This window comes from Aromatoleum diolicum, assembly GCF_012910955.1.
Taxonomy (GTDB): Bacteria; Pseudomonadota; Gammaproteobacteria; order Burkholderiales; family Rhodocyclaceae; genus Aromatoleum; species Aromatoleum diolicum.
In genome coordinates this window covers 61,918-87,813 of record NZ_WTVQ01000008.1, presented here as the reverse complement: position 1 = coordinate 87,813, position 25,896 = coordinate 61,918, and the positions used below count along the sequence as shown (strand labels likewise).

Sequence of the window (25,896 nt, the reverse complement as noted above, 5' to 3'; positions counted from 1 at the left end):
TACCGCAAACAGAATTGGAAACCGCTGCACTCTACCCTGCAGACACGTGCACTGTCACCGTGCCTGCGCAGGCGCCATGTCGTACGAACGCCGGGCACCGGGGTTCCGGGCTAGAATCGGGTTCAACAAAATGTTCGGCCATCACGATGAAGTTCTGCTCAAACTGCGGCGCAACGGTTGCGCTGCGCATCCCGCCCGGAGACACGTTGCCGCGCCACGTGTGTCCGAGTTGCGGGAGCATTCATTATCAAAATCCGAAGATCGTGGTGGGTGCGATTCCCGAGTGGGAAGACCGTATCCTGCTGTGCCGGCGGGCAATCGAGCCACGCCACGGATTCTGGACCCTGCCCGCAGGCTTCATGGAAAACGCCGAGACCACTGCCGAAGGGGCTGCGCGCGAAACGCTGGAGGAGGCGTGCGCGCGCATCGAGGTGGGCGAGCTGTTCACGCTCATCAATGTGCCGCACATCAGCCAGGTGCATATCGTTCACCGCGCGCGCCTGCTCGATCTCGAATTCGCGCCCGGCGAGGAATCACTGGAGGTGGCGCTGTTCGCGGAGGAAGACATTCCGTGGCAGGACATTGCCTTCCGTACGATCGCAATGACGCTGCGCCACTACTTCGAAGACCGGCGTCACGGCAACTTCCGCTTTCACACCGGCAGCATCGCCTTGCCGCCGTTTTCCGACAGCCCCTGAGTCCCCCGCCCGTGCGCGCTATCCGGGGCGAAATCCTGCATTTTCTCGGCGATCCGGTCGAGCATGGCGCCGCTGCACTCGAGCATTTTGCCGACGGCGTGCTGGTCGTGCGCGATGGCTATGTCGCGGAACTGGGAGACTCCGACGCACTGCTCGCGAAACTGTCCGCCGAAACGCCGATCGAGGACTTCCGCGGCAAGTTGATCCTGCCCGGCTTCGTCGACACGCATGTTCATTATGCGCAGAGCGATATCATCGCGAGCTACGGTGAGCAGTTGCTGACATGGCTGGAGAAATACACCTATCCGGCCGAACGCCACTTCGCCAACCCGGCCCACGCAGCTGCGGTGGCGGAGTTCTTCTGCGACGAGTTGCTGAGAAACGGCACGACGAGCGCATCGGCCTTTGCCACCGTGCATCCGGCATCGGTCGATGCGTTGTTTGCCGCCGCACTCAAGCGGCGCATGCGGCTGATTGTTGGCAAGGTGCTGATGGACCGCAACTGCCCGGACTTCGTGCGCGATAGCGCTGCGGGCGGCTACGCGGAATCACGGGCGCTGATCGAAAAATGGCATGGCCGCGAGCGCCTGCTGTACGCGGTGACGCCACGCTTCGCGGCGACGTCGACGCCGGAACAGATGAGGCTGGCCGGTCGCCTGTTGGCGGAGTATCCGGGGGTGTATCTGCAGTCGCACGTCGCCGAGAACCGCGGCGAAGTCGCGTGGATCGCCGAGCTGTATCCCGAGGCGCGCAGCTATCTCGACGTGTATGAGCGCTTCGGGCAGCTCGGGCCGCGCAGCGTGTTCGCGCACTGCATCTGGCTCGACGACACCGACCGCGCGCGCATGGCGGCGAGCGGTGCGGCGATGAGTTTCTGCCCGACCTCGAACCTGTTTCTCGGCTCCGGGCTGTTCGATCTCGATCGTGCACAGGCACTCGGCGTGCGGGTCGGGATCGGTACCGATGTCGGTGCTGGCACGAGTTTCTCGATGCTGCGGACGCTCAGCGAGGCGTACAAGGTGCTGCAGCTGAACGGGCAGCGATTATCCGCCGAGCGGGCGTTTTACCTGGCGACGCTCGGCGGGGCGCGCAGCCTGTATCTGGACGACTGCATCGGCAGCTTCGCACCCGGGCGGGAGGCGGATTTCGTCGTGCTCGATCCGGCGGCGACGCCGCTGCTCGCGCGGCGCAGCGCGGCCTGCGCCACACTGGCGGAACGGCTGTTCGTGCTGATGATGCTCGGTGACGACCGCGCAGTCGCGGAAACCTGGGTGCTCGGCGAGCCGGCCTGGCGGCGCGGCTGACTCGAGCACGGCGCGGGGAGCGTGACGCCCGCCGCGCCGCACCTGCTTTACGCGGCGAGTTCGGGACGCTTTTCGAACAGCGCGAGCGCTTCCGGATTGCCCAGCGCCTCGATGTTCTTCACCGGCTGGCCATGCACGACGTTGCGCACCGCGAGTTCGACGAGTTTGCCGCTCTTGGTGCGCGGGATGTCCGCGACCTGCACGATCCGCGCCGGCACGTGACGCGGCGTGGCGTTGTCGCGGATCGCCTGCCTGATGCGGGCGGCGAGCGCGTCGTCGAGGGTGAGCCCGTCGTGCAGGCGCACGAAGAGCACGACGCGCACGTCGGTTGGGTCGGCCGGCGGCCAGTCCTGGCCGATGACGATGGATTCGACGACCTCGGGCAGCTTCTCGACCTGGCGGTAGATCTCGGCGGTGCCGATACGCACGCCACCGGGGTTGAGCGTCGCATCCGACCTGCCGTGGATGATCAGGCCGCCGTGCGCGGTGATCTCGCAGAAGTCGCCGTGGCACCACACGCCGGGGAAACGCTCGAAATACGCTGCCTTGTACTTGGCGCCGTCCGGATCGTTCCAGAAACCGATCGGCATGCTCGGGAAGGGCTTGGTGCACACCAGTTCGCCTTTCTCGCCAGCAACCGGACGGCCGTCGTCATCCCACACCTGGACGGCGAGGCCGAGGCCGATGCACTGGATCTCGCCACGCCACACCGGCAAGGCCGGGTTGCCGAGGACGAAGCACGAAACGATGTCGGTACCGCCGGAAATCGACGCAAGCTGCACGTCGCGCTTGATCGCGTCGTAGACGAAATCGAAGCTCTGCGGTGCGAGCGGGCTGCCGGTCGACAGCACTGCACGCAGTGCTAACAGGTCGTAGGACTCGGCCGGGCGCAGGCCGCTCTTCGCGAGCGTCTCGATGTATTTCGCCGAGGTGCCAAAATGGCTGATGCGCTCCGCCTGGGCGTAATCCCAAAGGATTCGGCCCTCATCCACGAAGGGATTGCCGTCGTAGAGCATCAGCGTGGCACCGGCCGCGAGACCCGACACAAGCCAGTTCCACATCATCCAGCCGCAGGTGGTGAAGTAGAACAGGCGGTCGCCTTCGCGCACATCGGCGTGCAGCGTGTGTTCCTTGAGGTGCTGCAGCAGCGTGCCCCCGGCGCCATGCACGATGCATTTCGGCACGCCGGTGGTGCCGGACGAATACATCACATACAGGGGATGATTGAACGGCAGGCGGACATATTGCGGCTCGGTCTCATGCCGGAATGGTGCGACGAAGTCATTGTAGGACACGGCACCGGGAACACCGGACAGGTCGAGCGTGGCACCGGCCGCGAGGTAGGGAACCACGACCAGTTGCTCGACGCTGGGCAGTTGCGGGATCAGCGCGGCGAGCTTGCCGCGGATGTCGATGGCCTTGCCGTTGTACCAGTAGCCGTCGCAGGCGATCAGGACCTTGGGCTCGGTCTGGCCGAAGCGGTCGAGTACGCCCTGCACGCCGAAGTCGGGCGACGCGGAGGTGAAGCTCGCCCCGATACTCGCCGCGGCAAGCATCGCGATGAGCGTCTCGGGGAGGTTGGGCATGTAGGCCGCGACGCGATCGTGCTGGCGGACACCGGCGGCACGCAGCGCAGCGGCGAAGCGGGCCACCTCGATGCGCAGTTCGGCGCGGCTCAGTGCACGCTTGACCTTGTCCTCGCCCCAAAACACCAGTGCCTGGGGATTGCCGCCGTCACGCAGCAGGTTCTCGGCGAAGTTCAGCCGCGCGTCCGGGAACCAGCTCGCGCCGGGCATGCGCTCGCCGTCGACGAGGTCGCGGGCGCCGCGCTCGCCGATCACGCCGCCGAAGTCCCACATCTCGCGCCAGAAGGCGGTCGAATGCCCGACCGACCAGGCGTGCAGCGCATCGTAGTCGGCGAGTTGCAGGCCCGACACGCGACGGGCGCGTTCGGTGAAGGCGGCCATGCCGGTGGCGGCGATCTGTTGCGGCTGCGGGGTCCACAGCGGCCGATCGTCGAATTCCTTGTTCGTCATTTTCCTTGTGTCTCCTCGTTCAGAACGGGCCGGTCGCCTGCGCGACCGAGTGTGGCGGCACGCCCTGCTCGACCGCAGCGCGCTGTTGCGCGGCGAGCGCCCGCTGATAGGCTTCGCGCGCCTGCAGGCGCTGCCAATAGGCGAGCACCGCGGGCTTGAAGCGCTCCTTGAGCCCGATGTCGTCGGCGAGCATCAGCGCGTAGCCGACCGACACGTCGGCGGCGGTGAAGCGCCCGGCGCACAGGAACTCCTGCTTTTCGAGCAGCGGCTCGAGCGTGCGCAGGCGCGACAGGAACCATCTCGCGTAGTCTTCGGCGACCTGGGGCTGGCGCCGTTCCGGCGGCTCGAAGCGGGCGTAGCGCAGGACCAGCGTCTGCGGGAAGGTGAGTGTCGCCTCGCCGAAGTGCAGGTAGTTCAGGTAGGCGCCGAAATCGGGCTCGTCGGTTTCGACGTTGAGCCCGCCGGGCGAATGCCGGGCAGCGAGGTAGTGGCAGATCGCCGCCGACTCCGTCATGCGCGTGGCGCCGTCGCAGAACGCCGGGATCGTGCCGAGGGCATTGACCTCGAGGTACTGTTGCGCTTCGAGCCGCGGCGGAAACGGCAGCACCTTCAGCGCATACGGCAGGCCAAGTTCTTCGAGCATCCACAGCGGCCGGAACGAGCGCGCGCTGATGCAGTGGTAGAGCGTGATCATGTGCCCCTCTCCTCGCCGCTCAGGCGGTCTTTGCTTCGTCCAGCCCCAGTTCGCGCTTCATCTGCTCGCGGATCTGGAATTTCTGGATCTTGCCGGTGACGGTCATCGGGAAGCTGTCGACGAAGCGAATGTAGCGCGGCACCTTGTAGTGCGCGATCTGACCCTGGCAGAAGTCCCGGACCTCGGCTTCGGTGAGCGACTGCCCTTCGCGCACGATGACCCACGCGCACAGCTCCTCGCCGTATTTCTGGTCCGGCACGCCGACGACCTGCACGTCGAGGATCTTCGGATGGCGGTAGAGGAATTCCTCGATCTCGCGCGGGTACAGGTTCTCGCCGCCGCGGATGACCATGTCCTTGATGCGACCGACGATGTTGCAGAAACCCTCGTCGTCGATCGTCGCAAGGTCGCCGGTGTGCATCCAGCCGCCGACGTCGATCGCTTCGCGCGTCTTGGCCTCGTCTTCCCAGTAGCCGAGCATCACCGAGTAGCCACGCGTACACAGCTCGCCGGGGGTGCCACGCGGCACGACGCGGCCTTCGGTGTCGACGATCTTCACTTCCAGGTGCGGCTGGACGCGGCCGACGGTTGATACGCGGCGGTCGATCGGGTCGTCGGTGCCGCTCTGGAAGCTCACCGGCGAGGTTTCGGTCATGCCGTAGGCGATCGTGACTTCGCGCATGTTCATCTTGTCGATGACGCGCTTCATGACCTCGATCGGGCACGGGCTGCCCGCCATGATGCCGGTGCGCAGGCGCGACAGGTCGAATTCCGCGAAGCGCGGGTGGTCGAGCATCGCGATGAACATCGTCGGCACGCCGTAGGTCGCCGTGCAGCGTTCCTCGGCCAGCGTTTCGAGCACCGCGAGCGGTTCGAAGGCTTCGGCCGGATAGACCATCGTCGCGCCGTGCGTGAGACAGCCAAGATTGCCCATGACCATGCCGAAGCAGTGGTACAGCGGCACCGGGACGCACACGCGGTCGCCTTCGACGAGGCGGATTGCCTCGCCGACGAAGAAGCCGTTGTTGAGGATGTTGTGGTGCGACAGCGTCGCGCCCTTGGGCTGGCCGGTGGTGCCGGAGGTGAACTGGATGTTGATCGGGTCGTCGAACTGCAGCTCATCACCGAGCGCCTCGAGCGCATCGAGTTCGTCGCGGGAGGGCGCGTGCAGCAGGTCGTCGAAGCTCAGCATCCCGTGCGTCCGCTCGGCGCCCATGCGGACGACGATCTCAAGCGACGGGAGCTTTGCGGCCTGCAGCTTGCCGGCTTCGGTCTGCGCCAGTTCCGGCGCGAGATCGCCGAGCATTTCGAGGTAATTGCTGGTCTTGAAGGCCGGCGACATGATCAGCGCGCGGCAGCCGACCTTGTTCAGCGCGTATTCGAGCTCCGAGCGGCGGTAGGCGGGGTTGATGTTCACCAGCACGAGGCCGGCCTTGGCAGTGGCGAACTGGGTCAGCGCCCATTCGACGTTGTTCTGCGACCAGATGCCGACGCGCTCGCCGCGCTTGAGGCCCAGGCGCATCAGGCTGCACGCCAGGGCATCGACGCGCTGCTTCAGCGCCGCATAGCTCAGACGCAGGTTCTGGTGGCGCACGACGAGGGCTTCGCGTGCCGCGTGGCGCGCACAGGCCTCGTCGAAGAAGCGCCCGATGGTCTGGCCGATCAGCGGCTTGTCGGATGCGCCGTGGACGTAGCTCGACTGGGTCATGATGTCTCTCTCCATTCTCGTATCTGTCTGGATCTTGTTTTTCGCACGCCCGCCCCGACTGCGGATGACGGGCGTGACAAGGCGCAACGGCGCCCGCGCAGACGTCGCGCTGGTCACCGCTGCGGGCTGCGATGAGCCCCCTCAGCCCTTCTCGGGCTCGAACTCGACCAGTTCCGCGCCGTCGCCGACCTGGTCGCCGACCGCGAAGCGGAAGGCCTTGACCGTGCCGGCCGCGGGCGCGGTGATGGTGTGTTCCATCTTCATCGCTTCGAGGATCAGCAGTGGCGCGCCCTTCGCGACCTTTGCGCCGGCTTCGGCGATCAGTGCGATGACCTTGCCCGGCATTGGCGCGAGCAAACCGCCTTCGGCGCCGCCGCCCTCACCCGCGTGGTGCAGCGGGTCGACATTGGCGAGTTGCCAGGTGCGGCCGTGCAGGAACACGTGGCGCTTCTCACCGGCGGTAATCACGGTCGCGTCCATGCGCGTGCCATCGAACTCGACGCGCATCCGGCCGCGCTCGTAGAGTTCGCCGCGCGCCTCGGCCGAGCGACCGTCGACGTCAAGCGTGTAACGGTCGCCGCGGTAGGCGACCTGCACGCTTTTTTGCGTGTCGCCGAGGCGGAAGATCAGCTCGCGACAGGCAGTCGCGTTGAGGCGCCAGCCGTCGCGCGCGTGCCACGGCGAGCCGGGGTCGGTGCCGCGGCGCGCTTCGCTCTCGGCACGCGCCGCCTCTCGCAGCAGCTCGCCGAGCGCGGCGACGAGGAAGACCTCCGCCGGCGGCTGTTCGCCTTCGGGGAAGAGGTAAGCCTTTTCGCGCTCGATCAGGCCGGTGTCGAGATCGGCACTGGAGAAGGCGGGGCAGTTCGTCAGGCGCGACAGGAACTCGATGTTGTTGGCGACGCCGACGACGCGGTAGTCGGCGAGCGCCTGCAGCATGCGCGCGAGGGCCTGCTCGCGACTCTCGTCCCAGACGATCAGCTTGGCGATCATCGGGTCGTAGAACGGGCTGATCTCGTCGCCCTCCTCGACGCCGGTGTCGACACGCACATGCAGGCCTTCGGCGGGCGGCGCGAGGTGCACCAGCTTGCCGGTAGAGGGCAGGAAACCCTTGGCCGGGTCTTCGGCGTAGATGCGCGCTTCGAGCGCATGGCCGCGGATCGCGAGCTGTTCCTGCGCGAGCGGCAACGGCTCGCCGGAGGCGACGCGCAACTGCCATTCGACGAGGTCGAGGCCGGTGATCATCTCGGTGACCGGATGCTCGACCTGCAGGCGCGTGTTCATCTCCATGAAGTAGAAGGAGCCGTCCTGGTTGGCGATGAACTCGACGGTGCCGGCACCGACATAACCGACCGCCTTGGCCGCCTCGACCGCGGCCTTGCCCATCGCCGCGCGGCGCTCGGGCGTCATGCCGGGCGCGGGCGCTTCTTCCAGCACCTTCTGGTGGCGGCGCTGCACCGAGCAGTCGCGTTCGAAGAGGTAGACGCAGTTGCCGTGGGTATCGCCAAAGACCTGGATCTCGATGTGGCGCGGGCGGATGATGTACTTCTCGACCAGCACGTGCTCGTCGCCGAAGGAGGACGCCGCCTCGCGCTTGCACGAGGCGAGCGCGGCGATGAAGTCGTCGGACTTCTCCACGAGGCGCATGCCCTTGCCACCGCCACCGGCCGCGGCCTTGATCAGCACCGGGTAGCCGATCGCGTCGGCCTGCTGGTGCAGGTAGTCGGGCTCCTGGTTGTCACCGTGGTAGCCCGGCGTCAGCGGCACGCGGGCCAGCTCCATCAGTTTCTTGGCTTCGGACTTCGAGCCCATCGCGCGGATCGCCGACACCGGCGGTCCGATGAAGACGATGCCTTCACGTTCGCAGGCGTGGCAGAAATCCTCGTTCTCCGACAGGAAGCCGTAGCCGGGGTGAATCGCCTGCGCGCCGGTCTGCTTCGCCGCGGCGATGATGCGATCGATGACGAGGTAGCTTTCCTTGACGGCCGCCGGGCCGATCAGCACGGCCTCGTCGGCGAGGCGCACGTGGCGGGCGTTGGCATCGGCCTCGGAATAGACGGCGACGGTGCGGATGCCCATGCGGCGGGCGGTCTTGATGACACGGCAGGCGATTTCCCCGCGGTTTGCGATCAGTATTTTTTCAAACATGCTGTCTCCCCCCTTACATCCGGAACAGGCCGAACTTCGTCTGCGGAATCGGCGCGTTGAGCGTCGCCGACAGCGACAGGCCGAGCACGCGGCGGCTCTGCGCCGGATCGATGACACCGTCGTCCCACAGGCGCGCGGTGGCGTAGTAGGGGTGGCCCTGCACTTCGTATTGTTCGCGGATCGGCGCACGGAAGGCTTCTTCGTCGTCCTTGCTCCAGTTGCCGCCCTTCGCTTCGATGCCGTCGCGGCGCACCGTCGCGAGCACGCTCGCGGCCTGCTCGCCGCCCATCACCGAGATGCGGCTGTTGGGCCACATCCACAGGAAGCGCGGGCTGTAGGCACGGCCGCACATGCCGTAGTTGCCGGCGCCGAAACTGCCGCCGATGATCATCGTGAGCTTCGGCACCTGCGCGGTGGCGACCGCGGTGACCATCTTCGCGCCGTCCTTGGCGATGCCGCCGTTTTCGTACTTGCGCCCGACCATGAAGCCGGTGATGTTCTGCAGGAAAATCAGCGGGATGCCGCGCTGGGCGCACAGTTCGACGAAATGCGCGCCCTTCTGTGCGGATTCGCCGAACAGGATGCCGTTGTTCGCGACGATGCCGACCGGGTAGCCGTAGAGCTGGGCGAAGCCGGTGACGAGCGTGGTGCCGTAGCGCGGCTTGAACTCGTCGAAGCGCGAGCCATCGACGACGCGGGCGATGACTTCGCGCACGTCGTAGGGCTTGCGGCTGTCGTTGGGGATGATGCCGTAGAGTTCCTCGGGGTCGTACAGCGGTTCCTCGCCGACGCCGAGCTGCATGCCGACCGGCTTGACGCGGTTCAGATTGGAAACGATGCGCCGCGCGATGTACAGGGCATGGGCGTCGTTCTCGGCAAGGTGGTCCGCCACGCCCGAGACGCGCGTATGCACGTCGCCGCCGCCGAGGTCTTCGGCGGTGACGACCTCGCCGGTCGCCGCTTTCACCAGCGGGGGGCCGCCGAGGAAGATCGTGCCCTGGTTCTTGACGATCACCGCTTCGTCGCTCATCGCCGGCACATAGGCGCCGCCGGCGGTGCACGAGCCCATCACGACCGCGATCTGCGGGATGCCCTGCGCGCTCATGTTGGCCTGGTTGAAGAAGATGCGGCCGAAGTGTTCGCGATCGGGGAAGACCTCGTCCTGCGTAGGCAGGTTGGCGCCGCCGGAATCCACGAGATAGACACACGGCAGATTGTTCATCTGCGCGATTTCCTGCGCGCGCAGGTGCTTCTTCACCGTCATCGGGAAATAGCTGCCGCCCTTCACCGTCGCGTCATTGGCGACGATCATGCATTCGATGCCCTTGACGCGGCCGATGCCGGTGATGACGCCGGCCGAGGGGGCGTCGCCGTCGTACATGCCATAGGCGGCGAGCTGGCCGACTTCGAGGAAGGGCGTGCCGGGGTCGAGCAGATGATTGACCCGGTCGCGCGGCAGCAGCTTGCCGCGCGCGGTGTGCTTCTCGCACGCCGAGGTGCCGCCACCCAGCGCGACTTCCGCCGCCTTTTCACGCAGATCCGCCACCAGGCCGCGCAGCGCCGCCGCGTTGGACTGGAACTCGGGACTGCGCGTGTTGATCGAGGATTTGATGACGCTCATCACATCGTCTCCGCGAAGAGTTCGCGACCGATCAGCATGCGGCGGATTTCGCTGGTGCCGGCGCCGATCTCGTACAGCTTCGCGTCGCGCCACAGGCGGCCGGTGGCGTATTCGTTGGTGTAGCCGACACCGCCCAGCGCCTGGATCGCCTCGCCCGCCATCCACGTCGCCTTCTCGGCCGAATACAGGATCGCGCCGGCGGCGTCCTTGCGTAGCGTGCGCGAGTGGTCCGTACGGTCGCAGGCCTGGCCCACCGCATACACATAGGCGCGGCTCGCGCTCCAGATCGAATACATGTCGGCGACCTTGCCCTGCATCAGCTGGAATTCGCCGATGCTCTGGCCGAACTGCTTGCGATCATGCAGGTAAGGGACCACCACGTCCATGCACGCCGCCATGATGCCCAGCGGGCCTCCGCACAGCACCGTGCGCTCGTAGTCGAGGCCACTCATCAGCACCCTGACGCCACCGCCGACCTCGCCGAGCACGTTCTCTTCCGGGACTTCGCAGTCGTCGAAAAACAGCGGGTAGGTGTTCGAGCCGCGCATGCCCAGCTTGTCGAGGTGCGTGCCGTGCGAGAAGCCCTTCATGCCCTTCTCGATGAGGAAGGCGGTGACACCTCTCGGCCCGGCGTCGACATCGGTCTTGGCGTACACGACCAGCGTATCGGCATCGCCACCGTTGGTGATCCACATCTTGGCGCCATTGAGCACGTAGCGGTCGCCCTTCTTGTCGGCGCGCAGCTTCATCGACACGACGTCGGAGCCGGCGTTCGGCTCGCTCATCGCCAGCGCGCCGACGTGCTCGCCGGAGATCAGCTTGGGCAGGTATTTCTGCTTTTGCGCGGCGTTGCCGTTGCGGCGGATCTGGTTCACGCACAGGTTCGAGTGCGCGCCGTAGGACAGGCCGACCGAGGCCGACGCGCGCGAGATTTCCTCGAGCGCGATGATGTGTGCGAGGTAACCCATGCCGGTGCCGCCGTACTCTTCTTCAACGGTCATGCCGAGCAGGCCCATGTCGCCGAACTTCTTCCACAGGTCGGCAGGGAACTCGTTGACGCGGTCGATCTCGGCCGCGCGCGGAGCGATCTCGTTCTGCGCAAAGTCGCGCACCGCATCGCGCAGCGCATCGAGCGTTTCGCCGTGGTTGAAGTTCAAGCTCGGAATATTCATCTGGGTCTCCTCGTTCTTCGATCGTATTGGTATTCGGGACGTCCGCCGCTAAAGCTTAGACCTGTAGCCGCGGAACGTCGTAACCATATAAGGGTAGGCCCGCGGGGGACGCATCGGGCGCCAAGATGGTTGCAAATCCTGCCAAGGCTTTTATCATGCGCCGATGGCTGCCCCGCTCCCTTCCGTCGCCGACCCCACGCGCGGCCCCGCCGCGACGCCAATCGCTTTCATTCGTGCGATCGTCGCGGCCTACCGTCGCTACGGGATCAATCCTGCCAACGCATTGCGCCAGGCGCAGATTCCGCAGGCAGCGCTGGAGAACCCGGATGCGCGCGTGACCGCGGCGCAGATGGAAATCATGTCCGGCATCGCCATGCAGGAGCTCGATGACGAGGCGCTTGGCTGGTTTTCGCGCCGCCTGCCGTGGGGCAGCTACGGCATGCTATGCCGCGCGTCGCTGAGCTCACCGGATCTCGGCGTCGCGCTGAAGCGCTGGTGCCGCCATCACCGCCTGCTGACCGACGACATCGTGCTGCGCCTCGACGCGGACGAGGCGGTCGCGAACATCCGCATCGAGGTGCGCCGCTACCTCGGGGAGATGCACGAGTTCTGCCTCGTCACGCTCCTGCGCTATCTGCTCGGCTACGCCTGCTGGGCGATCGATTCGCGCATCACGCTGCTCGCAGCGCGCTTCCCCTTCCCGCCGCCGCCGCATCGCAGCGTCTATCCGCTGCTGTTCCAGGGGCCGGTGCATTTCGATGCCGAACAGGCGGGAATCACTTTCGACGCGCAGTACCTGCGCCTGCCGCTGCGGCGCGACGAAGCCGCACTGCGCCAGATGCTGCGGCGCGCGCTGCCGCTGACGGTGCTGCAGTACCGCCGCGACCGCCTGCTGGTGCAGCGCGTGCGCCACCTTCTGCGCGAGCGCATCGACGAAGGCGCGACCGCTGACACGCTCGCCGAGCGACTGCACCTGTCGCCGCGCACGCTGCACCGTCAACTGGACGAGGAAGGGGCGTCGCTGCAGCAATTGAAGGACGAAGCGCGGCGCGAGCGCGCGGTCGAGCTGCTCAACCGCACCAACCGGCCGGTCAAGCAGATCGCGCTGGCGGTCGGGTTTCGCAACGAGAAGAGTTTTGCGCGCGCGTTCCGGCAGTGGACCGGGGAGTCGCCGAGCGGCTTCCGCGAGCGAATCGTCGGCGGAGCGCCGGCCGGCGACTGAGGCCTGCCCCGTCGACGGCACACGTGCGGAATGTCAAGCGCTGCGCACCTGTGGCGACGCCATTCCTGGCGCCAGGAGCCGCGCCTTTTTTCCCTTACTGCGGCACCGCGATGCTGCGGTGCTCGCCGAGCTTGTGCAGGCGACCATGCAGGCGCCGCGTGCCGTACCACGTGGCGACGCACACCAGCGGCAGCGCGAGGCCAATTGCCAGGTCCACCGGCACATCGACGCCCCCGCCCTTCAGCGCCTTCAGCGCGTAGGCCGCGAGGCCGATACCGTAGTACGAGATCGCGACCACCGACAGGCCCTCGACCGCCTGCTGCAATTTCAATTGCAGGCGTGCACTGCGGCTGAGGCTTTCGAGCACGCTCTGGTTCTGCCGCTCCTGCGCGAGATTGACGCGCGTGCGCAGCATGTCGTTGGAGCGGCTGACCTTGTTCACGAGGGATTCCTGGCGCGTCGCGACCGAGACGCAGGTGTCCATCGCCGGCGCGAGACGACGTTCCATGAACTCGCCAATCGTCGGTACGCCTTCGATGCGCTGCTCCCGCAGCTCGCCAATGCGCGCCTGGACGATGCGGTAGTAGGCCTGCGCGGCGCCGAAGCGGTAGCCGGTGTTGAGCGACATTGCGCGCATCTGCGCGTCGAGACGCGAGATTTCACGCAGGAGCTGCTCGGCGTCGCCGTCGATTTCCAGCGCACTCATCTGCGCCCCGAGTCCGCTCAGGTCCTCTTCGATGCGGTCGAGGCGCGCGGTGCTTTCGCGCGCCAGCGGCAGCGCCAGCAGCGCCATCATCAAATAGGTCTCGATTTCGCAGATGCGCTGCACCAGCCGCCCCATCTGCGCTTCGCGCAGGCCGGTGTCGCGGATCAGGAAGCGCGAGAAGCCGTCCGGCCCGACCTGGAAGTCGGTCCAGATCTCGCCGCCCGACAGCACCCGGCTGCCGACCAGCGGCGGCACCGGGAACATCGCGCGCAGGCGCTCGTCGGCGATGTCGAGCGAGTCGCCCTGTTCCGCGTGGATGTGCGAGGCGACGATTACCGAGGGGCCGAGCAATTCGAGCCAGTCCGCGGGCACGTGACGCATCGCGGTCTGCGTGAAGTCTGTTCCTGGCCGTCCCGGCTCGACGAAGGTGAAGGTCGAGAATTCGGTGTGACGCTCCCACTTGATGCGGAAGTGCCCGAAATCGTGGAAAAAATGCTGCGCACCCGCTTTCGGGCCGGCGACGCCGAAGCGCGCGCACAGCGACTGCAGCGTGCGGTCGTGCCAATCGCTGTCCTCGTCGCAGTGGATCGCGAGGTGCGAGATGCGCGCCGGCGCGGCGATCACCATGAAGGGGCGCGAGTGGATTTCGCTGGCGAGCGTGAGCCGCAGCGGGTGATTCAGACTGCCTGAGAGATTCATCGTGGGAAGGCGTTGCGGGCGCGGATTGCGCCCGCAACGCTCAGTTGTAGCCGAGCACGACGACTGCGGCGAGATCGCGCCGCTCCGCCTCGACCTGCGTGTCGTAATCCTCGCAACGCGGGTCGACACGACGCTTCAGACGGCTCGCCACCTCGCCGACGATTTTTCCGCCGATCTTGCCGCCAAGGAATTCGAATTCTTTGATCGCTGTTTGCTGCTGGGGAATCATTCTGCTGTCTCCGATTGGACCGATTTGAAAAAGAAGGAAAACAATCGGCTTTGCCGGAGCGGTGCTCCGCCTTCCCTGCGCGTCGAACGCGTCATTTATCGTTTTATTGCCGATTCGTTGGAGCGGATTGTTCCGCAGGCGCAACACGGGCTCAAACGAAATAAACTACGAAGATCATGACTCGGAGGAAGTACCCATGCGCCGGCGCATTCCCAGCATCGAGGCACTCGTTGCATTCGAGGCTGCCGCCCGCCATCTGAATTTCACGCGCGCGGCGGACGCCCTGTCGCTGACGCAGAGCGCGGTGTGCAAGCAGATCGCCTCGCTCGAGGATTATCTGGGCGTGCCGCTCTTCAACCGGATCAAGAAACGCATCTCGCTGACCGAGGCCGGCGCCGTCTACGCGAAGCGCGTGTCCGAAGATCTGGACCGCCTGGAACGCAATACGATTTCGCTGATGTCGCATCGCGGCGAACGCAACGTGCTGGAACTCGCGGTGATTCCGACTTTCGGATCGCGCTGGCTGATTCCGCGCCTGGCGCAGTTCCACGCGGCGAATCCGGGGATCACCGTGAACCTGACGACACGCTCCGATCCTTTCGTGTTCACCGAAACGCCATTCGATGCGGCGATCCATTTCGGTTCGTCAGTGTGGCCCGGTGCGATCTCGCATCCGCTGTTTGGCGAGGAGATGGTCCCGGTGTGCAGTCCGCAGTTGCTGCGCCAGCACCCCTGCCGCGAACCGCGCGAGCTTGCGCGACTGCCGCTGCTGCACCAGACCAACCGCCACGCCGCGTGGCAGCGCTGGTTCGAGGTTGCCGGCATCAAGGACGTGGACGTCATGGGCGGTCCGCGCTTCGATCTCTTTTCGATGCTCGTCGAAGCGGCCTGCGCGGGACTGGGCGTCGCCCTCGTACCGCGCTTTCTCGCGCTCAGCGAACTCGCCTCGGGCGAACTCGTCGCCCCCTTCGACATCGCGCTGCGCTCGGAGATGGGCTACCACCTTGTTTACCCCGACCCGCCGAGCACGAATCCCGCGCTGCAGCGCTTTACCGGGTGGTTGCTGGCCGAGGCGGCTGCCTACCGCGATTCGCAGGACCTCGGCGACGCCGCGCGCGCGGCATAGGATCCCGGCTGCCGGATCAGGGATACAACCCGCTTCCGGGCAAGACCATCCGTTTTCCCGACGTGACGACGTCCGCCTCGCTTGCCTTGTCGGGGTGCCGCGGGCGCTTTAGCGGACGAGCGGAGCGCGAATGCAGGCCGGGTTTAATTGTATATACAGTAAAGCCGGACACGCCGCTTCCGCGAGCATGGCAATTCCAAAAACAAGGGGACACCGCCGCCCAACGGCCATTCCCCAGGCGCCACAAGGGACGCGCAAATCCTCACGCAACACGATACAACAGAGGATTAATCCGGCAAGCGGGGCCCATTCGCGACGACGCCCACCTGGGTTTTCCACACACCGCCATCGAAACCCCTTGACGCCCATCGCCCTCGCTTCTATTGTATATACAACATCACAAGAGATGGAGACTCGGCAATGCCCGGCAATCGCCCCCGCCTGCTCTGGCGGGACGTCACGATCTTCGACGGACAGCAGGATTTGCCTGCCCCGATGGCGGTGCTGGTCGAGGACGGCCGCATCGCGAGGCTGTGCCCGACGGGCACCTTGCAGGCGGCCGATGTGGCCGGCGCGACCGACATGGGGCGCGGCGGCGTGATGACGCCGGGGCTGGTCGACTGCCACACCCACCTCGTGTTCGGAGGCAACCGCGCCGACGAATTCGCACAGCGTCTGGAAGGCGCGAGCTACGCCGAAATCGCGCAGGCGGGCGGCGGCATCCTCAGCACCGTGCGCGCCACCCGCGCCGCATCCGAGAACGAACTCCTCGCCGCCACCCTGCCCCGGCTCGCCGCCCTGGTCGCCGACGGTGTGACCACGGTCGAGATCAAGTCCGGCTACGGCCTCACGGTTGCCGATGAACTGAGGATGCTGCGCGCCGCGCGCCGCCTCGGCCAACCGCAACACGGCGGCCTGCCCGTGCGCGTCGTCACCACGCTACTCGGCGCGCACGCACTGCCACCGGAATACAGGGACGACAGTGACGGCTACGTTCGCCTCGTCTGCGACGAGATGATCCCGGCCGCCGCGGCCGAAGGCCTGGCTGACGCGGTGGACGTGTTCTGCGAAGGCATCGCCTTCAGCCCCGCGCAGTGCGAGCGCGTGTTCGACGCGGCGGCGCGCCACGGTCTGCGCGTCAAGGCGCACGCCGAACAGCTCTCGAACCTCGGCGGCGCGGCGCTCGCGGCGCGCCACGGCGCGCTGTCGGCCGATCACATCGAATACCTGGATGACGCCGGCGTGCGTGCGATGGCCGCTGCCGGCACGGTCGCGACGCTGCTGCCCGGCGCGTACCTGACGCTGCGCGAGACGCAATTGCCGCCGGTCGAGGCGCTGCGCCGCTACGGCGTGCCGATCGCGATCGCCAGCGATGCGAACCCCGGCAGCTCACCCATGTTCATGCCGACGCTGATGCTGAACCTCGCGTGCACGCTGTTCCGCCTGACCCCGCGCGAGGCCCTCGCCGGCATGACGGCACATGGCGCACGTGCGCTGGGGCTGGCCGACACCGGCCGCATCGCCGAAGGGCTGCGCGCAGACCTGTGCGTGTGGGACGTCGCGCGCCCGACCGAGCTCGCCTATGCCGTGCAGGCCGGACGGCTACGCCAGCGCGTCTTCGACGGACACGTCACTCAGGAGCGTATCGATGGCGCAGACCGCAGCACGATGGAAGTGTGGACCGGGCGCATCGATCCGGAACCCGACAGCCTGCGCTGGCACCAGGCCATTCGCCCCCTCGACGTGGCCGAAGGCCCCGGCGTCGCCCTCATCGGCTTCGCCTGTGACGAAGGGGTGCGGCGCAACCAGGGCCGCCCCGGAGCCGCCGCCGCGCCAGCCGCGATCCGCAAGGCGCTCGCGAGCCTCGCCTGGCACCGTGAGCGCCCGGCTTACGACGCCGGCGACGTCGTCTGCGACGACGGCGACCTCGAAGGCGCGCAGGCAAGGCTCGCGACCGAAGTTGCCGGCCTCCTCGCCGCGGGCCACTTGCCGGTCGTGCTCGGCGGCGGCCACGAAGTCGCCTATGGCAGCTGGCGGGGCCTCGCCGCCCATCTCGCGAACCACGGCGCGCAAGCACCACGCATCGGCATCGTCAATTTCGACGCCCACTTCGACCTGCGCGACCCGGCGCACGTGCATTCGTCCGGCACGCCCTTCGCGCAGATCGCCGAGGACTGCGCCACGCGCGGCTGGCCTTTCCGCTACGCCTGCCTGGGCGTGAGCCGCGCGTCGAACACGCGGGCGCTGTTCCGTCGCGCCGCCGAACTCGACGTGCTGGTGTGCGAGGACCGCGAGATCACGCCCGCGCGCCTCGATCACATCGGCGAAATGCTCAATGCCTTCGTCGCCGCCTGCGACCACGTCCATCTCACCATCGACCTCGACGTGCTGCCCGCCAGCGAAGGCCCCGGCGTGAGCGCCCCCGCCGCCCGCGGCGTACCACTGGCGCTGCTCGAACCGCTCGTCGAGCGCGTGCGCGACAGCGGCAAGCTCAGGCTCGCGGACCTCGCCGAGCTGAACCCGGAATTCGACATCGACAACTGGACCGCCCGCGTCGCCGCGCGCCTGATCCATCAGTTGACCCTGAACGGCTGAGTCCAAGGTCGTCACATATATGGACTGGAGGAGAACACGATGAGCCCCCCCGACCCCCGCCATGACCCGAGCCGTAAGATCGCGGCGCCGATCGGCACCGAACGCAGCTGCAAGAGCTGGCTCACCGAAGCCCCGCTGCGCATGCTGATGAACAACCTCGACGCGAACGTCGCCGAGAACCCCGCGGACCTCGTGGTTTATGGCGGCATCGGCCGCGCGGCACGCGACTGGGCCTGCTTCGACAAGATCGTCGAGGTGCTGCGCCGCCTCGAGGACAACCAGACCCTACTGATCCAGTCCGGCAAGCCGGTCGGCGTGTTCGAGACCCACCGCGACGCCCCGCGCGTGCTGCTCGCGAACTCCAACCTCGTACCCGCGTGGGCGAACTGGGAGCACTTCAACGAACTCGACCGCAAGGGCCTGATGATGTACGGCCAGATGACCGCCGGCTCGTGGATCTACATCGGCTCGCAGGGCATCGTGCAGGGCACCTACGAAACCTTTGTCGAGGCCGGGCGCCAGCATTACGGCGGTGACCTCAAGGGCCGCTGGATTCTCACCGCGGGCCTCGGCGGCATGGGCGGCGCGCAGCCGCTAGCGGCGACGCTGGCCGGCGCGTGCTCGCTCAACATCGAATGCCAGCAGTCGCGCCTCGACTTCCGCCTGCGCACCCGCTACCTCGACGAACAGGCGACGGATCTCGATGACGCGCTGGCGCGCATCGCACGCCACACCAAGCACGGTGCGGCGGTGTCGATCGGCCTGTGCGCCAATGCCGCCGAGATCCTGCCCGAGCTCTTGCGCCGCGGCGTGCGCCCGGACATGGTCACCGACCAGACCAGTGCGCACGACCCGCTGCACGGCTACCTGCCGATCGGCTGGACCTGGGACGACTACGTCGCCCGCGGCAAGACCGAGCCCGAGGCCGTCGTCGCCGCCGCGAAGCGCTCGATGGCGGAGCATGTGCGCGCGATGCTCGCGTTCCAGCAGATGGGCGTACCGACTTTCGACTATGGCAACAACATCCGCCAGATGGCGCTCGAAGAAGGCGTCGCCAACGCGTTCGATTTCCCCGGTTTCGTACCCGCCTACATCCGCCCGCTGTTCTGCCAGGGCGTCGGCCCGTTCCGCTGGGTCGCGCTGTCCGGCGATCCGGAGGACATCTACAAGACCGATGCCAAGGTCAAGGAACTCATCCCCGACAATCCGCATCTCCACCATTGGCTGGACATGGCGCGCGAGCGCATCAGCTTCCAGGGTCTGCCGGCCCGCATCTGCTGGGTCGGCCTGAAAGACCGCGCGCGCCTCGGCCAGGCCTTCAACGAGATGGTCGCGAAGGGCGAGCTGAAAGCGCCGATCGTGATCGGCCGTGATCACCTCGACTCCGGCTCGGTCGCGAGCCCCAACCGCGAGACCGAAAGCATGCTGGACGGCTCGGATGCAGTGTCGGACTGGCCGCTGCTCAACGCGCTGCTCAACACCGCGGGCGGCGCGACCTGGGTGTCGCTGCACCACGGTGGCGGCGTCGGCATGGGCTACTCTCAACATGCGGGCGTCGTGATCGTCGCCGACGGCACGCCCGAAGCACGCGCCCGCCTCGGCCGCGTGCTGCGCAACGACCCGGGCACCGGCGTCATGCGCCATGCCGACGCCGGCTACGAGATTGCGCAGCGCTGCGCGCAGGAAAACGGCCTTGATCTGCCAATGCTCCTGCCGATGCCGAACGCGAAGAAAGGAGCCTGAGGTGACCGAAATGACCTTCGAGCCGAGCATCGACCCAAGCACCAAGCTGAGGCTCGTCCCCGGTGAACTCACCCTCGCCCAGCTCCGTCTGGCCTGGCAGCACCCGGTGCGCGTGACGCTGCCCGAATCTGCATCGGAAGCGATCGCGCGCAGCGTCGCCTGCGTGCGCCGCGTCATCGACGAGGATCGCGTCGCCTACGGCATCAACACCGGCTTCGGGCTGCTCGCACAGACCCATATCGCCCATGCGGACCTCGAACGCCTGCAGCGCTCGCTGGTGCTGTCGCACGCCTGCGGCGTCGGCGAAGCTTTGGACGACGCGACCGTGCGCCTGATCCTGCTGCTGAAGGTGAACAGCCTCGCCCGCGGCTTCTCGGGCATCCGCCGCGAGGTGATCGACGCGCTGATCGCACTGGTGAACGCCGGCGTGTACCCGGAGATCCCGGCCAAGGGCTCGGTGGGCGCCTCCGGCGACCTCGCGCCGCTCGCCCACATGTCGCTCACGCTGCTCGGCGAAGGGCGCGCACGCTACCGCGGCGAATGGTTGCCGGCGCGCGACGCGCTCAAGGTCGCGGGCCTCGAAGCGCTGACCCTCGCCGCCAAGGAAGGCTTGGCACTCCTGAACGGCACCCAGGTCTCCACCGCCTACGCGCTGCGCGGGCTCTTCGATGCCGAAGACCTGTTCGCCGCGGCGACCGTGTGCGGCAGCCTCACCATCGAGGCCGCGCTCGGCTCGCGCGTGCCCTTCGACGCCCGCATCCATGCCACGCGCGGGCAGCGCGGGCAGATCGACGCGGCCGCGGCCTACCGCCACCTGTTGGAGGACACCAGCGAGATCGCCCAGTCGCATGTCGCCTGCGGCAAGGTGCAGGACCCGTACTCGCTGCGCTGCCAGCCGCAGGTCATGGGCGCCTGCCTCACGCAAATTCGGCAGGCCGCCGAGGTGCTCGCCGTCGAATCGAACGCCGTGTCGGACAATCCGCTGGTGTTCGCCGCCGAGGACGACATCCTCTCGGGCGGCAACTTCCACGCCGAACCGGTGGCAATGGCCGCCGACAACCTCGCGCTGGCGATCGCCGAAATCGGCGCGCTGGCCGAGCGGCGCATCTCGCTGATGATGGACAAGAACATGTCGCAGCTGCCGGCCTTCCTGGTCGCCAACAGCGGCGTCAATTCCGGCTTCATGATCGCGCAGGTCGCCGCCGCGGCGCTCGCCAGCGACAACAAGGCGCTCGCGCACCCTGCGAGCGTCGACAGCCTGCCGACCTCGGCGAACCAGGAAGACCACGTGTCGATGGCGCCCAACGCCGGCCGCCGCCTGTGGGCGATGGCCGACAACGTGCGCGGCATCCTCGCGGTCGAATGGCTCGCCGCCTGCCAGGGCCTCGACTTCCGCGACGGCCACAAGAGTTCGCCCAGGCTCGAGGAAGCCCGTAGCGCCCTGCGTGCGAAGGTGCCGTTCTACGACGTCGATCGCTTCTTCGCCCCGGACATCGCCGCCGCGACCACGCTGCTGCAACAGCGCACGCTGTCGGCGCTGATGCCTCCCGGCCTGCTGCCTTCGCAGGCCTGACGGCAAAGCTTCACCGGCGCTGGTCTGTATCATCACGGCATTGCAGCGACCCGCAAAGGAAGACCCTTGGCCAGCACCCCACCCCGCTACCGGCAGATCGAGGAACACCTGCTCGAACACATTCGCAGCGGTGCCTACCCGGCCCACCACCAGATCCCGGCGGAAGAGCAGCTCGCGCGCGATTTCGGCGTCAGCCGCATGACCGCCAACAAGGCGATCCGCGATCTGGTCCAGAGCGGCTACCTGATCCGCCAGCCGGGCCTCGGAACCTTCGTCACCGACCGCAAGGCCGAATCCTCGCTGCATGAAGTGCTGAACATCGCCGCCGAAGTCCGCAGCCGCGGCAACGCCTACCGCAACGACGTGATCCGCTGCGAAGCGATCGAGGCCGACGACGAAGTCGCACTGAACCTCGGCGTGCGTCTCGGCACACGGGTGTTCCACACCCTCCTCGTACACCGTGAAAACGACGTGCCGATCCAGCTCGAAGAGCGCTTCGTCAATCCGAAGTGGGTGCCGGACTACCTCGACACCGACTTCTCCCGCCACACGCCGAACGAAGTCCTCGTCGCGGCCTGCCCGATTTCCGACGTCGAACACGTCGTCGAAGCGGTCCTCGTCGACCCGCGGACTGCCACCTGGCTCGACACCGCCACGACAACTCCCTGCCTGCTGATGATCCGCCGGACCTGGTCGGACGAGCACCTCATCAGCTACGCCAGACTGATCCACCCTGGCGACCGCTACAAGCTGCGCTCGTCGATGCGGAATCTGCGCTAGGCGACGGCAGCTTCGGCTCCATCCGGGTCGGCAGCTTGCGAGCCCTCGTGCCAAGACACCTGCGTTGTGAATCAAACACGGTTTTCATGTGTCACAGTGTTCGCCATCACGGAGGAGCACGGATAAATGCTGAAGATCGGACCGAAGCTCGTTGCCACCGTCGCCTTGGGGGCAATGCTCGGCAGCACCCACGCGCAGGACAGCAGCGCGGGCGACTGGATCAAGAATCCCGGCATGGGCAACTACAAGGCCTATGCCGAGTTCAAGATGGCCAACTACGCCGCGGCGCGCCACATCTGGGAAATCCTCGCGGGCCTCGGCAACGCCGACGCCTTGTTCAATCTGGGCATCCTCGCGGAAGATGGTCTCGGCGAAGATAAGGACATGAAGAAGGCCCAAGGCCTATATGTTGCGGCCGCCAATGCCGGCGGCTTCAAGGCCCAGTATCGGCTCGGCATGCTCTACAGCCAGGACGGCGCCGTCCCGAAGGACATCGACAAGGCGCGCCATTACCTGAGCCTCGCGGCCCAGAGCGGCGACAAGGAAGCCGCCGCGCGCCTGGCATCGCTTGCTCAGCCGGATCGTCCGCTGACCGAGTTCGAGCAGGCCGAGAATCTCAGCAGCACCGGCAAGCACGCGGAGGCGGCCACCCTTTATCGGCGAGCCGCCGACACCGGCAACGTCACCGCACGGACACGGCTCGCGTGGATGTACGAGGCCGGCCGCGGCGTCGAGCGCAATCTGGACGAAGCGGCGCGACTCTTCATGCGTTCTGCCGAGGACGGCGATGCCGAAGCCCAGTACGCCATCGCCGTCATGTACCGGACGGGCAAGGGCCAGCCCCAGGACATCGACCAGAGCGTAAGCTGGCTCAAACGCGCCGCCGCGCAGAACTACCCCCCGGCACAAGCTGCGCTCGCTGCGGAAGACGGTTCCCGCTGAGCGGCCCCGACTCAAGCGACGGGGAGCCGGATCCCGCCAGCAAAGTTCGCAGGTTTGCCTAGACTGCGATAGCTGATTGTCCTTCAAGGCAGCGACTCAGCACAGTGGGGGACATCGCGCACGGGGGGAATCCAGCGCATGAAACCGGACCGAGCGGACACGGCAGCGCCAACACCAGCGGCGAAAGCGCCACGGCGCAGCCAGGCCGCGCGGCTCTTCGGCTACGACCTGTTCATCTCCTTCGCGCTCGGCCCCCTGCCCCGCGGCACCCAGAGCTATGCGTCGGACCTGGCGCGGCGCCTGCGCGAACGCGACTTCACGGTGTTTTTCAGCGAGGACGAAGCGCCGCCGGGCGCACCGCTTACCAACACCTTGCGTGCGGCGCTGCATCGGTCGCAGGTGCTGGTGGTGGTCGCCAATCGCGGCACCCTCGCCTCACCCCGCTGGGTGCGCGAAGAAGTGGCCGAATTCCGCGCCAGGCATCCAGACCGGCCGGTGATTCCGATCAGCGTCGGCGGCGCCCTGCGGGATCCGTCGCTGGCCACGCTGACCCAGGCGTGGCTCGGACATGAGGAAAAGATCTGGCTCGACGAAGTGGAAGAAGCGGTCGAGAACGGAATCGCCAGCGAGGCACTGGTCGAGCGCCTCGCGCTGGCGCCGACGCACGTGCGCTCGAATGTCGGCTGGCGGTGGATCGTGCGCAGCGTCATCACCGGCCTCGTGGTGCTGACCAGCGTGTCGATCGCTGCGGCGATCTACGCCGCGCGCCAGCGCGACGAGGCGAACCGCCAGAACGCGATCGCGCAGGCCGGGCGCCTCGCCGCGCAGGCCGACCTGCTGCGCGAACGCGGCGGCGCGGTCGACACCAGCGTGTTGCTCGCCGCGCAGGCACTGCGCATCCTGTCGTCGATCGGCGAGCGATCACTCGAAGTGGATCTGTCGCTGCGCCGCGCACTCGCCCTGCTGCCGCGCTCGCACGGCGAGTTCGACCGCAGCGCCTCGCGGACGCTGCGCCTGTCGCCCACCGGCGAGCACGTCACCACCGAAGCCACGGCGGGGCAGATCGCGGTGTGGTCACTGCGCGACGGCACGCTGCGCAGTTGCAGCACCGATGACGTCAAGGCCCCTGCAGGGGATGCCCCGGCGCGCGTCCGCCTCGTAACCGCGGCGAGCTCCGATGGCGACTGGTGCGTCGTGCAGGAATCCGATGACACGCACCGCACCACGCTCGAAGTCTGGTCGGCGCGCCCCCTGCAGCGCATCGACAGCCTGACCGTCGACTCCAAGGCGGGCCACCTCACCCCGGCGATCAGCGACGACGGCGCCCTGATCGCGATGACCGACCGTGCGCAGTTGGGCGGGCCGGAAAAATCCACCTTCCGGCTGTGGAGCCGCGTACGTCAGTCCGAGCTGATGCGCCGCGAAGGCGAGGAATTCCGGGGTTTCAGCCCCGATGGCCGGCACTTCGCGACGACGCAGGCGCTGTGGCGGATGCCGGCCGAGGCGCGCGATGCGCCGGTCCAGGTGCTGGCATGGAACAAGCCACCCTGGCATCTCGTCTTCAGCCGCGACGGCGCGCACGCTGCGACGCGCAGTTCCTACGTCGGCGACGTCGAACTGTGGGACGTGAACGCGGGCCGTCAGCTGCGCACGTCGCACGCTCCCGACGGCGACCTGCTCGCGCTGCGCGACGGTGCCGGCTTCATCGTCGTCTCGGGCGGCAAGGACGTGCTGCTGTGGGACACCGCGAACGACCTGAGTCGCGCCCGCATGCCGCTCGAAGCCGAGGCCGCGGCATTTGCCTCATCCGACCCGGTGCTACTGCTGACCGAGACGGATCGCCTGGGCCTGTCGCGCCACCGCGTGCTCTCCATGCCCGCGGCCGCAGCCGCGCTGGCGAGCACCGAGCTCGCCGCGGGCGCCGTGCCGCTGTGGCTCGGCATGCGCGAGGACCAGATCGATCTCCTGGTGTCGACCGACGACGCGATACGCCTCCACACCTGGGCCCTGCGCGCCGGTATGCCAAGGGTCGCCGCCACGATGCCGCCGTCCCGGCGCTGGGCCGTCAGCGCCGACGGCCGGCGCCTGGCCGTCGCCACCGACAACAAGGTGATCGTCCAGGCGATCGGCTCCAACGACCCAGCCATCGAGATCGCCCAGAACACGGTGCCCGAGGCCCTCGCGCTCAGCAGCGATGCAAGCTATCTCGCCGTCGCGGCCGCCGATCGGATGCAGGTGTGGAAGCTCGGCAACGACGAACGCTGGACGTCCCCGCCGCTCGCCGGCAGGCCGGCGGCGATCAAGGTATCGCGCGACGGCCGCTTCGGCCTCGCAGTCCTCGTCGGCACCGACGTGACACGGGGTGGCGAGCGCCATACGCTGGTGCGCTGGCACCTCGCGAACCCCGCGGAAATTCTGTCGATCGATCTCGGGCGATACCTGAGGCCACTGGCCTCTGCCTGCTTCGTCAGCGACGATGGCCGCTTCCTCCGCGCGGCCGGACGGCGTCACGACATCGCTGCGAGCGGGGGGCCGCTGCGCATCGACCCGGACGACCGGACCGAATGCGAAGACGCCACTCGCGCGCTGCAACTCGTTGCCGAGGACTCGCATCTCGTCGTCACGGACAAGCGCGACGGGCGCCCGCTTGCGCGGCTCGACCATCCGGCAAAGATCCTGCTCAGCGCCGCCAGCGCCACCGGCAAGCATGTCGCCAGCGTGGATGAAAGCGGCAGCGTGCAGGTGTTCGCGCTCGATCCCGGCGAACTGATCGCGCAGGCCTGCGGGCGCCATCCCCGCGCACTGACCGCCGCTGAATGGGCGCACTACCTCGGCGCAGCAAGCCCCCGCGATGCCTGCAACCGCGCACTCGCGGCCGACGCTCCGCAGTGACTGTAGCGGCC

At 67.4% G+C, this 25,896-nt stretch carries 18 protein-coding genes; 10 read left to right on the top strand and 8 right to left on the bottom strand.

The window, feature by feature from the left end:
* Positions 1 to 146: 146 nt before the first annotated feature.
* Complete coding sequence (locus tag GPA25_RS06840; RefSeq protein ID WP_169259618.1) at positions 147 to 698, top strand: NUDIX hydrolase; 552 nt, start codon at positions 147 to 149, stop codon at positions 696 to 698.
* Positions 699 to 709: 11 nt separating this feature from the next.
* Positions 710 to 2,002: a guanine deaminase gene (gene guaD, locus GPA25_RS06835; RefSeq protein WP_343034858.1), complete on the top strand. Its 1,293-nt coding sequence runs from the start codon at positions 710 to 712 to the stop codon at positions 2,000 to 2,002.
* A 47-nt stretch (positions 2,003 to 2,049) separates the two neighbouring features.
* Here guaD and GPA25_RS06830 read toward each other — a convergent pair whose 3' ends face one another.
* The 6 genes from GPA25_RS06830 to GPA25_RS06805 all read right to left on the bottom strand — a co-directional run bounded on the left by GPA25_RS06830 (position 2,050) and on the right by GPA25_RS06805 (position 11,378).
* The gene (locus tag GPA25_RS06830; protein WP_169259617.1) at positions 2,050 to 4,038 is read right to left on the bottom strand and encodes an acetoacetate--CoA ligase; all 1,989 of its coding nucleotides are present in this window, start codon (positions 4,036 to 4,038) and stop codon (positions 2,050 to 2,052) included.
* A 19-nt stretch (positions 4,039 to 4,057) separates the two neighbouring features.
* Positions 4,058 to 4,732, bottom strand: a complete 675-nt coding sequence (locus GPA25_RS06825) for a glutathione S-transferase family protein (RefSeq protein ID WP_169259616.1) — start codon at positions 4,730 to 4,732, stop codon at positions 4,058 to 4,060.
* A gap of 19 nt (positions 4,733 to 4,751) precedes the next feature.
* A complete protein-coding gene (locus tag GPA25_RS06820; protein ID WP_169259615.1) occupies positions 4,752 to 6,440 on the bottom strand; it encodes an AMP-binding protein in 1,689 nt (562 codons plus the stop codon).
* A 141-nt stretch (positions 6,441 to 6,581) separates the two neighbouring features.
* The gene (locus GPA25_RS06815) at positions 6,582 to 8,585 is read right to left on the bottom strand and encodes an acetyl/propionyl/methylcrotonyl-CoA carboxylase subunit alpha (RefSeq protein WP_169259614.1); all 2,004 of its coding nucleotides are present in this window, start codon (positions 8,583 to 8,585) and stop codon (positions 6,582 to 6,584) included.
* Positions 8,586 to 8,598: 13 nt separating this feature from the next.
* On the bottom strand, positions 8,599 to 10,206 hold the full coding sequence (locus tag GPA25_RS06810) for a carboxyl transferase domain-containing protein (protein WP_169259613.1): 1,608 nt from the start codon (positions 10,204 to 10,206) through the stop codon (positions 8,599 to 8,601).
* Positions 10,206 to 11,378, bottom strand: coding sequence for an isovaleryl-CoA dehydrogenase (locus tag GPA25_RS06805; RefSeq protein WP_169259612.1), 1,173 nt, complete (start codon positions 11,376 to 11,378; stop codon positions 10,206 to 10,208). Before GPA25_RS06805 ends, GPA25_RS06810 begins: the two co-directional genes overlap by 1 nt.
* 163 nt (positions 11,379 to 11,541) lie before the next feature.
* Between GPA25_RS06805 and GPA25_RS06800 the strand changes: the two genes are divergently transcribed.
* A complete protein-coding gene (locus tag GPA25_RS06800) occupies positions 11,542 to 12,600 on the top strand; it encodes an AraC family transcriptional regulator (protein WP_169259611.1) in 1,059 nt (352 codons plus the stop codon).
* Positions 12,601 to 12,694: 94 nt separating this feature from the next.
* Here the strand turns inward: GPA25_RS06800 and GPA25_RS06795 are convergent, their stop codons facing one another.
* Both GPA25_RS06795 and GPA25_RS06790 read right to left on the bottom strand, forming a co-directional pair.
* Positions 12,695 to 14,005 carry a DUF3422 family protein gene (locus GPA25_RS06795; RefSeq protein WP_169259610.1) on the bottom strand — a complete coding sequence of 437 codons (1,311 nt, stop codon included), beginning with the start codon at positions 14,003 to 14,005 and terminating at the stop codon, positions 12,695 to 12,697.
* A 40-nt stretch (positions 14,006 to 14,045) separates the two neighbouring features.
* Positions 14,046 to 14,234: a hypothetical protein gene (locus GPA25_RS06790; RefSeq protein WP_169259609.1), complete on the bottom strand. Its 189-nt coding sequence runs from the start codon at positions 14,232 to 14,234 to the stop codon at positions 14,046 to 14,048.
* A 196-nt stretch (positions 14,235 to 14,430) separates the two neighbouring features.
* Here GPA25_RS06790 and gcvA point away from each other — a divergent pair, with 196 nt between their 5' ends.
* From gcvA to GPA25_RS06750, 7 genes are all read left to right on the top strand, one after another.
* Positions 14,431 to 15,360: a transcriptional regulator GcvA gene (gene gcvA, locus GPA25_RS06785; protein ID WP_169259608.1), complete on the top strand. Its 930-nt coding sequence runs from the start codon at positions 14,431 to 14,433 to the stop codon at positions 15,358 to 15,360.
* A 420-nt stretch (positions 15,361 to 15,780) separates the two neighbouring features.
* Complete coding sequence (gene hutI / locus GPA25_RS23960; protein WP_246265434.1) at positions 15,781 to 17,955, top strand: imidazolonepropionase; 2,175 nt, start codon at positions 15,781 to 15,783, stop codon at positions 17,953 to 17,955.
* A gap of 39 nt (positions 17,956 to 17,994) precedes the next feature.
* Positions 17,995 to 19,698 (top strand): urocanate hydratase, encoded by a 1,704-nt coding sequence (gene hutU / locus GPA25_RS06770; RefSeq protein WP_169259607.1) that lies wholly within the window; start codon positions 17,995 to 17,997, stop codon positions 19,696 to 19,698.
* Between the two features lie 10 nt (positions 19,699 to 19,708).
* Positions 19,709 to 21,271, top strand: coding sequence for a histidine ammonia-lyase (gene hutH, locus GPA25_RS06765; RefSeq protein ID WP_169259685.1), 1,563 nt, complete (start codon positions 19,709 to 19,711; stop codon positions 21,269 to 21,271).
* A 66-nt stretch (positions 21,272 to 21,337) separates the two neighbouring features.
* Complete coding sequence (hutC, locus tag GPA25_RS06760) at positions 21,338 to 22,051, top strand: histidine utilization transcriptional repressor HutC (RefSeq protein ID WP_169259606.1); 714 nt, start codon at positions 21,338 to 21,340, stop codon at positions 22,049 to 22,051.
* A gap of 126 nt (positions 22,052 to 22,177) precedes the next feature.
* A complete protein-coding gene (locus GPA25_RS06755; protein ID WP_169259605.1) occupies positions 22,178 to 22,993 on the top strand; it encodes a tetratricopeptide repeat protein in 816 nt (271 codons plus the stop codon).
* A 138-nt stretch (positions 22,994 to 23,131) separates the two neighbouring features.
* Positions 23,132 to 25,885 (top strand): toll/interleukin-1 receptor domain-containing protein, encoded by a 2,754-nt coding sequence (locus GPA25_RS06750; RefSeq protein WP_169259604.1) that lies wholly within the window; start codon positions 23,132 to 23,134, stop codon positions 25,883 to 25,885.
* The last annotated feature ends 11 nt before the right edge of the window (positions 25,886 to 25,896 follow it).

Coding starts and splice junctions, on each gene's coding strand:
- GPA25_RS06840 (WP_169259618.1), top strand. CDS start 147: ATGAAGTTCTGCTCAAACTGCGGCGCAACGGTTGCGCTGCGCATCCCG.
- hutI (WP_246265434.1), top strand. CDS start 15,781: ATGCCCGGCAATCGCCCCCGCCTGCTCTGGCGGGACGTCACGATCTTC.
- hutU (WP_169259607.1), top strand. CDS start 17,995: ATGAGCCCCCCCGACCCCCGCCATGACCCGAGCCGTAAGATCGCGGCG.
- GPA25_RS06805 (WP_169259612.1), bottom strand. CDS start 11,378: ATGAATATTCCGAGCTTGAACTTCAACCACGGCGAAACGCTCGATGCG.
- GPA25_RS06810 (WP_169259613.1), bottom strand. CDS start 10,206: ATGAGCGTCATCAAATCCTCGATCAACACGCGCAGTCCCGAGTTCCAG.
- GPA25_RS06795 (WP_169259610.1), bottom strand. CDS start 14,005: ATGAATCTCTCAGGCAGTCTGAATCACCCGCTGCGGCTCACGCTCGCC.
- GPA25_RS06825 (WP_169259616.1), bottom strand. CDS start 4,732: ATGATCACGCTCTACCACTGCATCAGCGCGCGCTCGTTCCGGCCGCTG.
- GPA25_RS06750 (WP_169259604.1), top strand. CDS start 23,132: ATGAAACCGGACCGAGCGGACACGGCAGCGCCAACACCAGCGGCGAAA.
- GPA25_RS06830 (WP_169259617.1), bottom strand. CDS start 4,038: ATGACGAACAAGGAATTCGACGATCGGCCGCTGTGGACCCCGCAGCCG.
- gcvA (WP_169259608.1), top strand. CDS start 14,431: ATGCGCCGGCGCATTCCCAGCATCGAGGCACTCGTTGCATTCGAGGCT.
- GPA25_RS06800 (WP_169259611.1), top strand. CDS start 11,542: ATGGCTGCCCCGCTCCCTTCCGTCGCCGACCCCACGCGCGGCCCCGCC.
- GPA25_RS06820 (WP_169259615.1), bottom strand. CDS start 6,440: ATGACCCAGTCGAGCTACGTCCACGGCGCATCCGACAAGCCGCTGATC.
- hutH (WP_169259685.1), top strand. CDS start 19,709: ATGACCTTCGAGCCGAGCATCGACCCAAGCACCAAGCTGAGGCTCGTC.
- GPA25_RS06755 (WP_169259605.1), top strand. CDS start 22,178: ATGCTGAAGATCGGACCGAAGCTCGTTGCCACCGTCGCCTTGGGGGCA.
- GPA25_RS06815 (WP_169259614.1), bottom strand. CDS start 8,585: ATGTTTGAAAAAATACTGATCGCAAACCGCGGGGAAATCGCCTGCCGT.
- GPA25_RS06790 (WP_169259609.1), bottom strand. CDS start 14,234: ATGATTCCCCAGCAGCAAACAGCGATCAAAGAATTCGAATTCCTTGGC.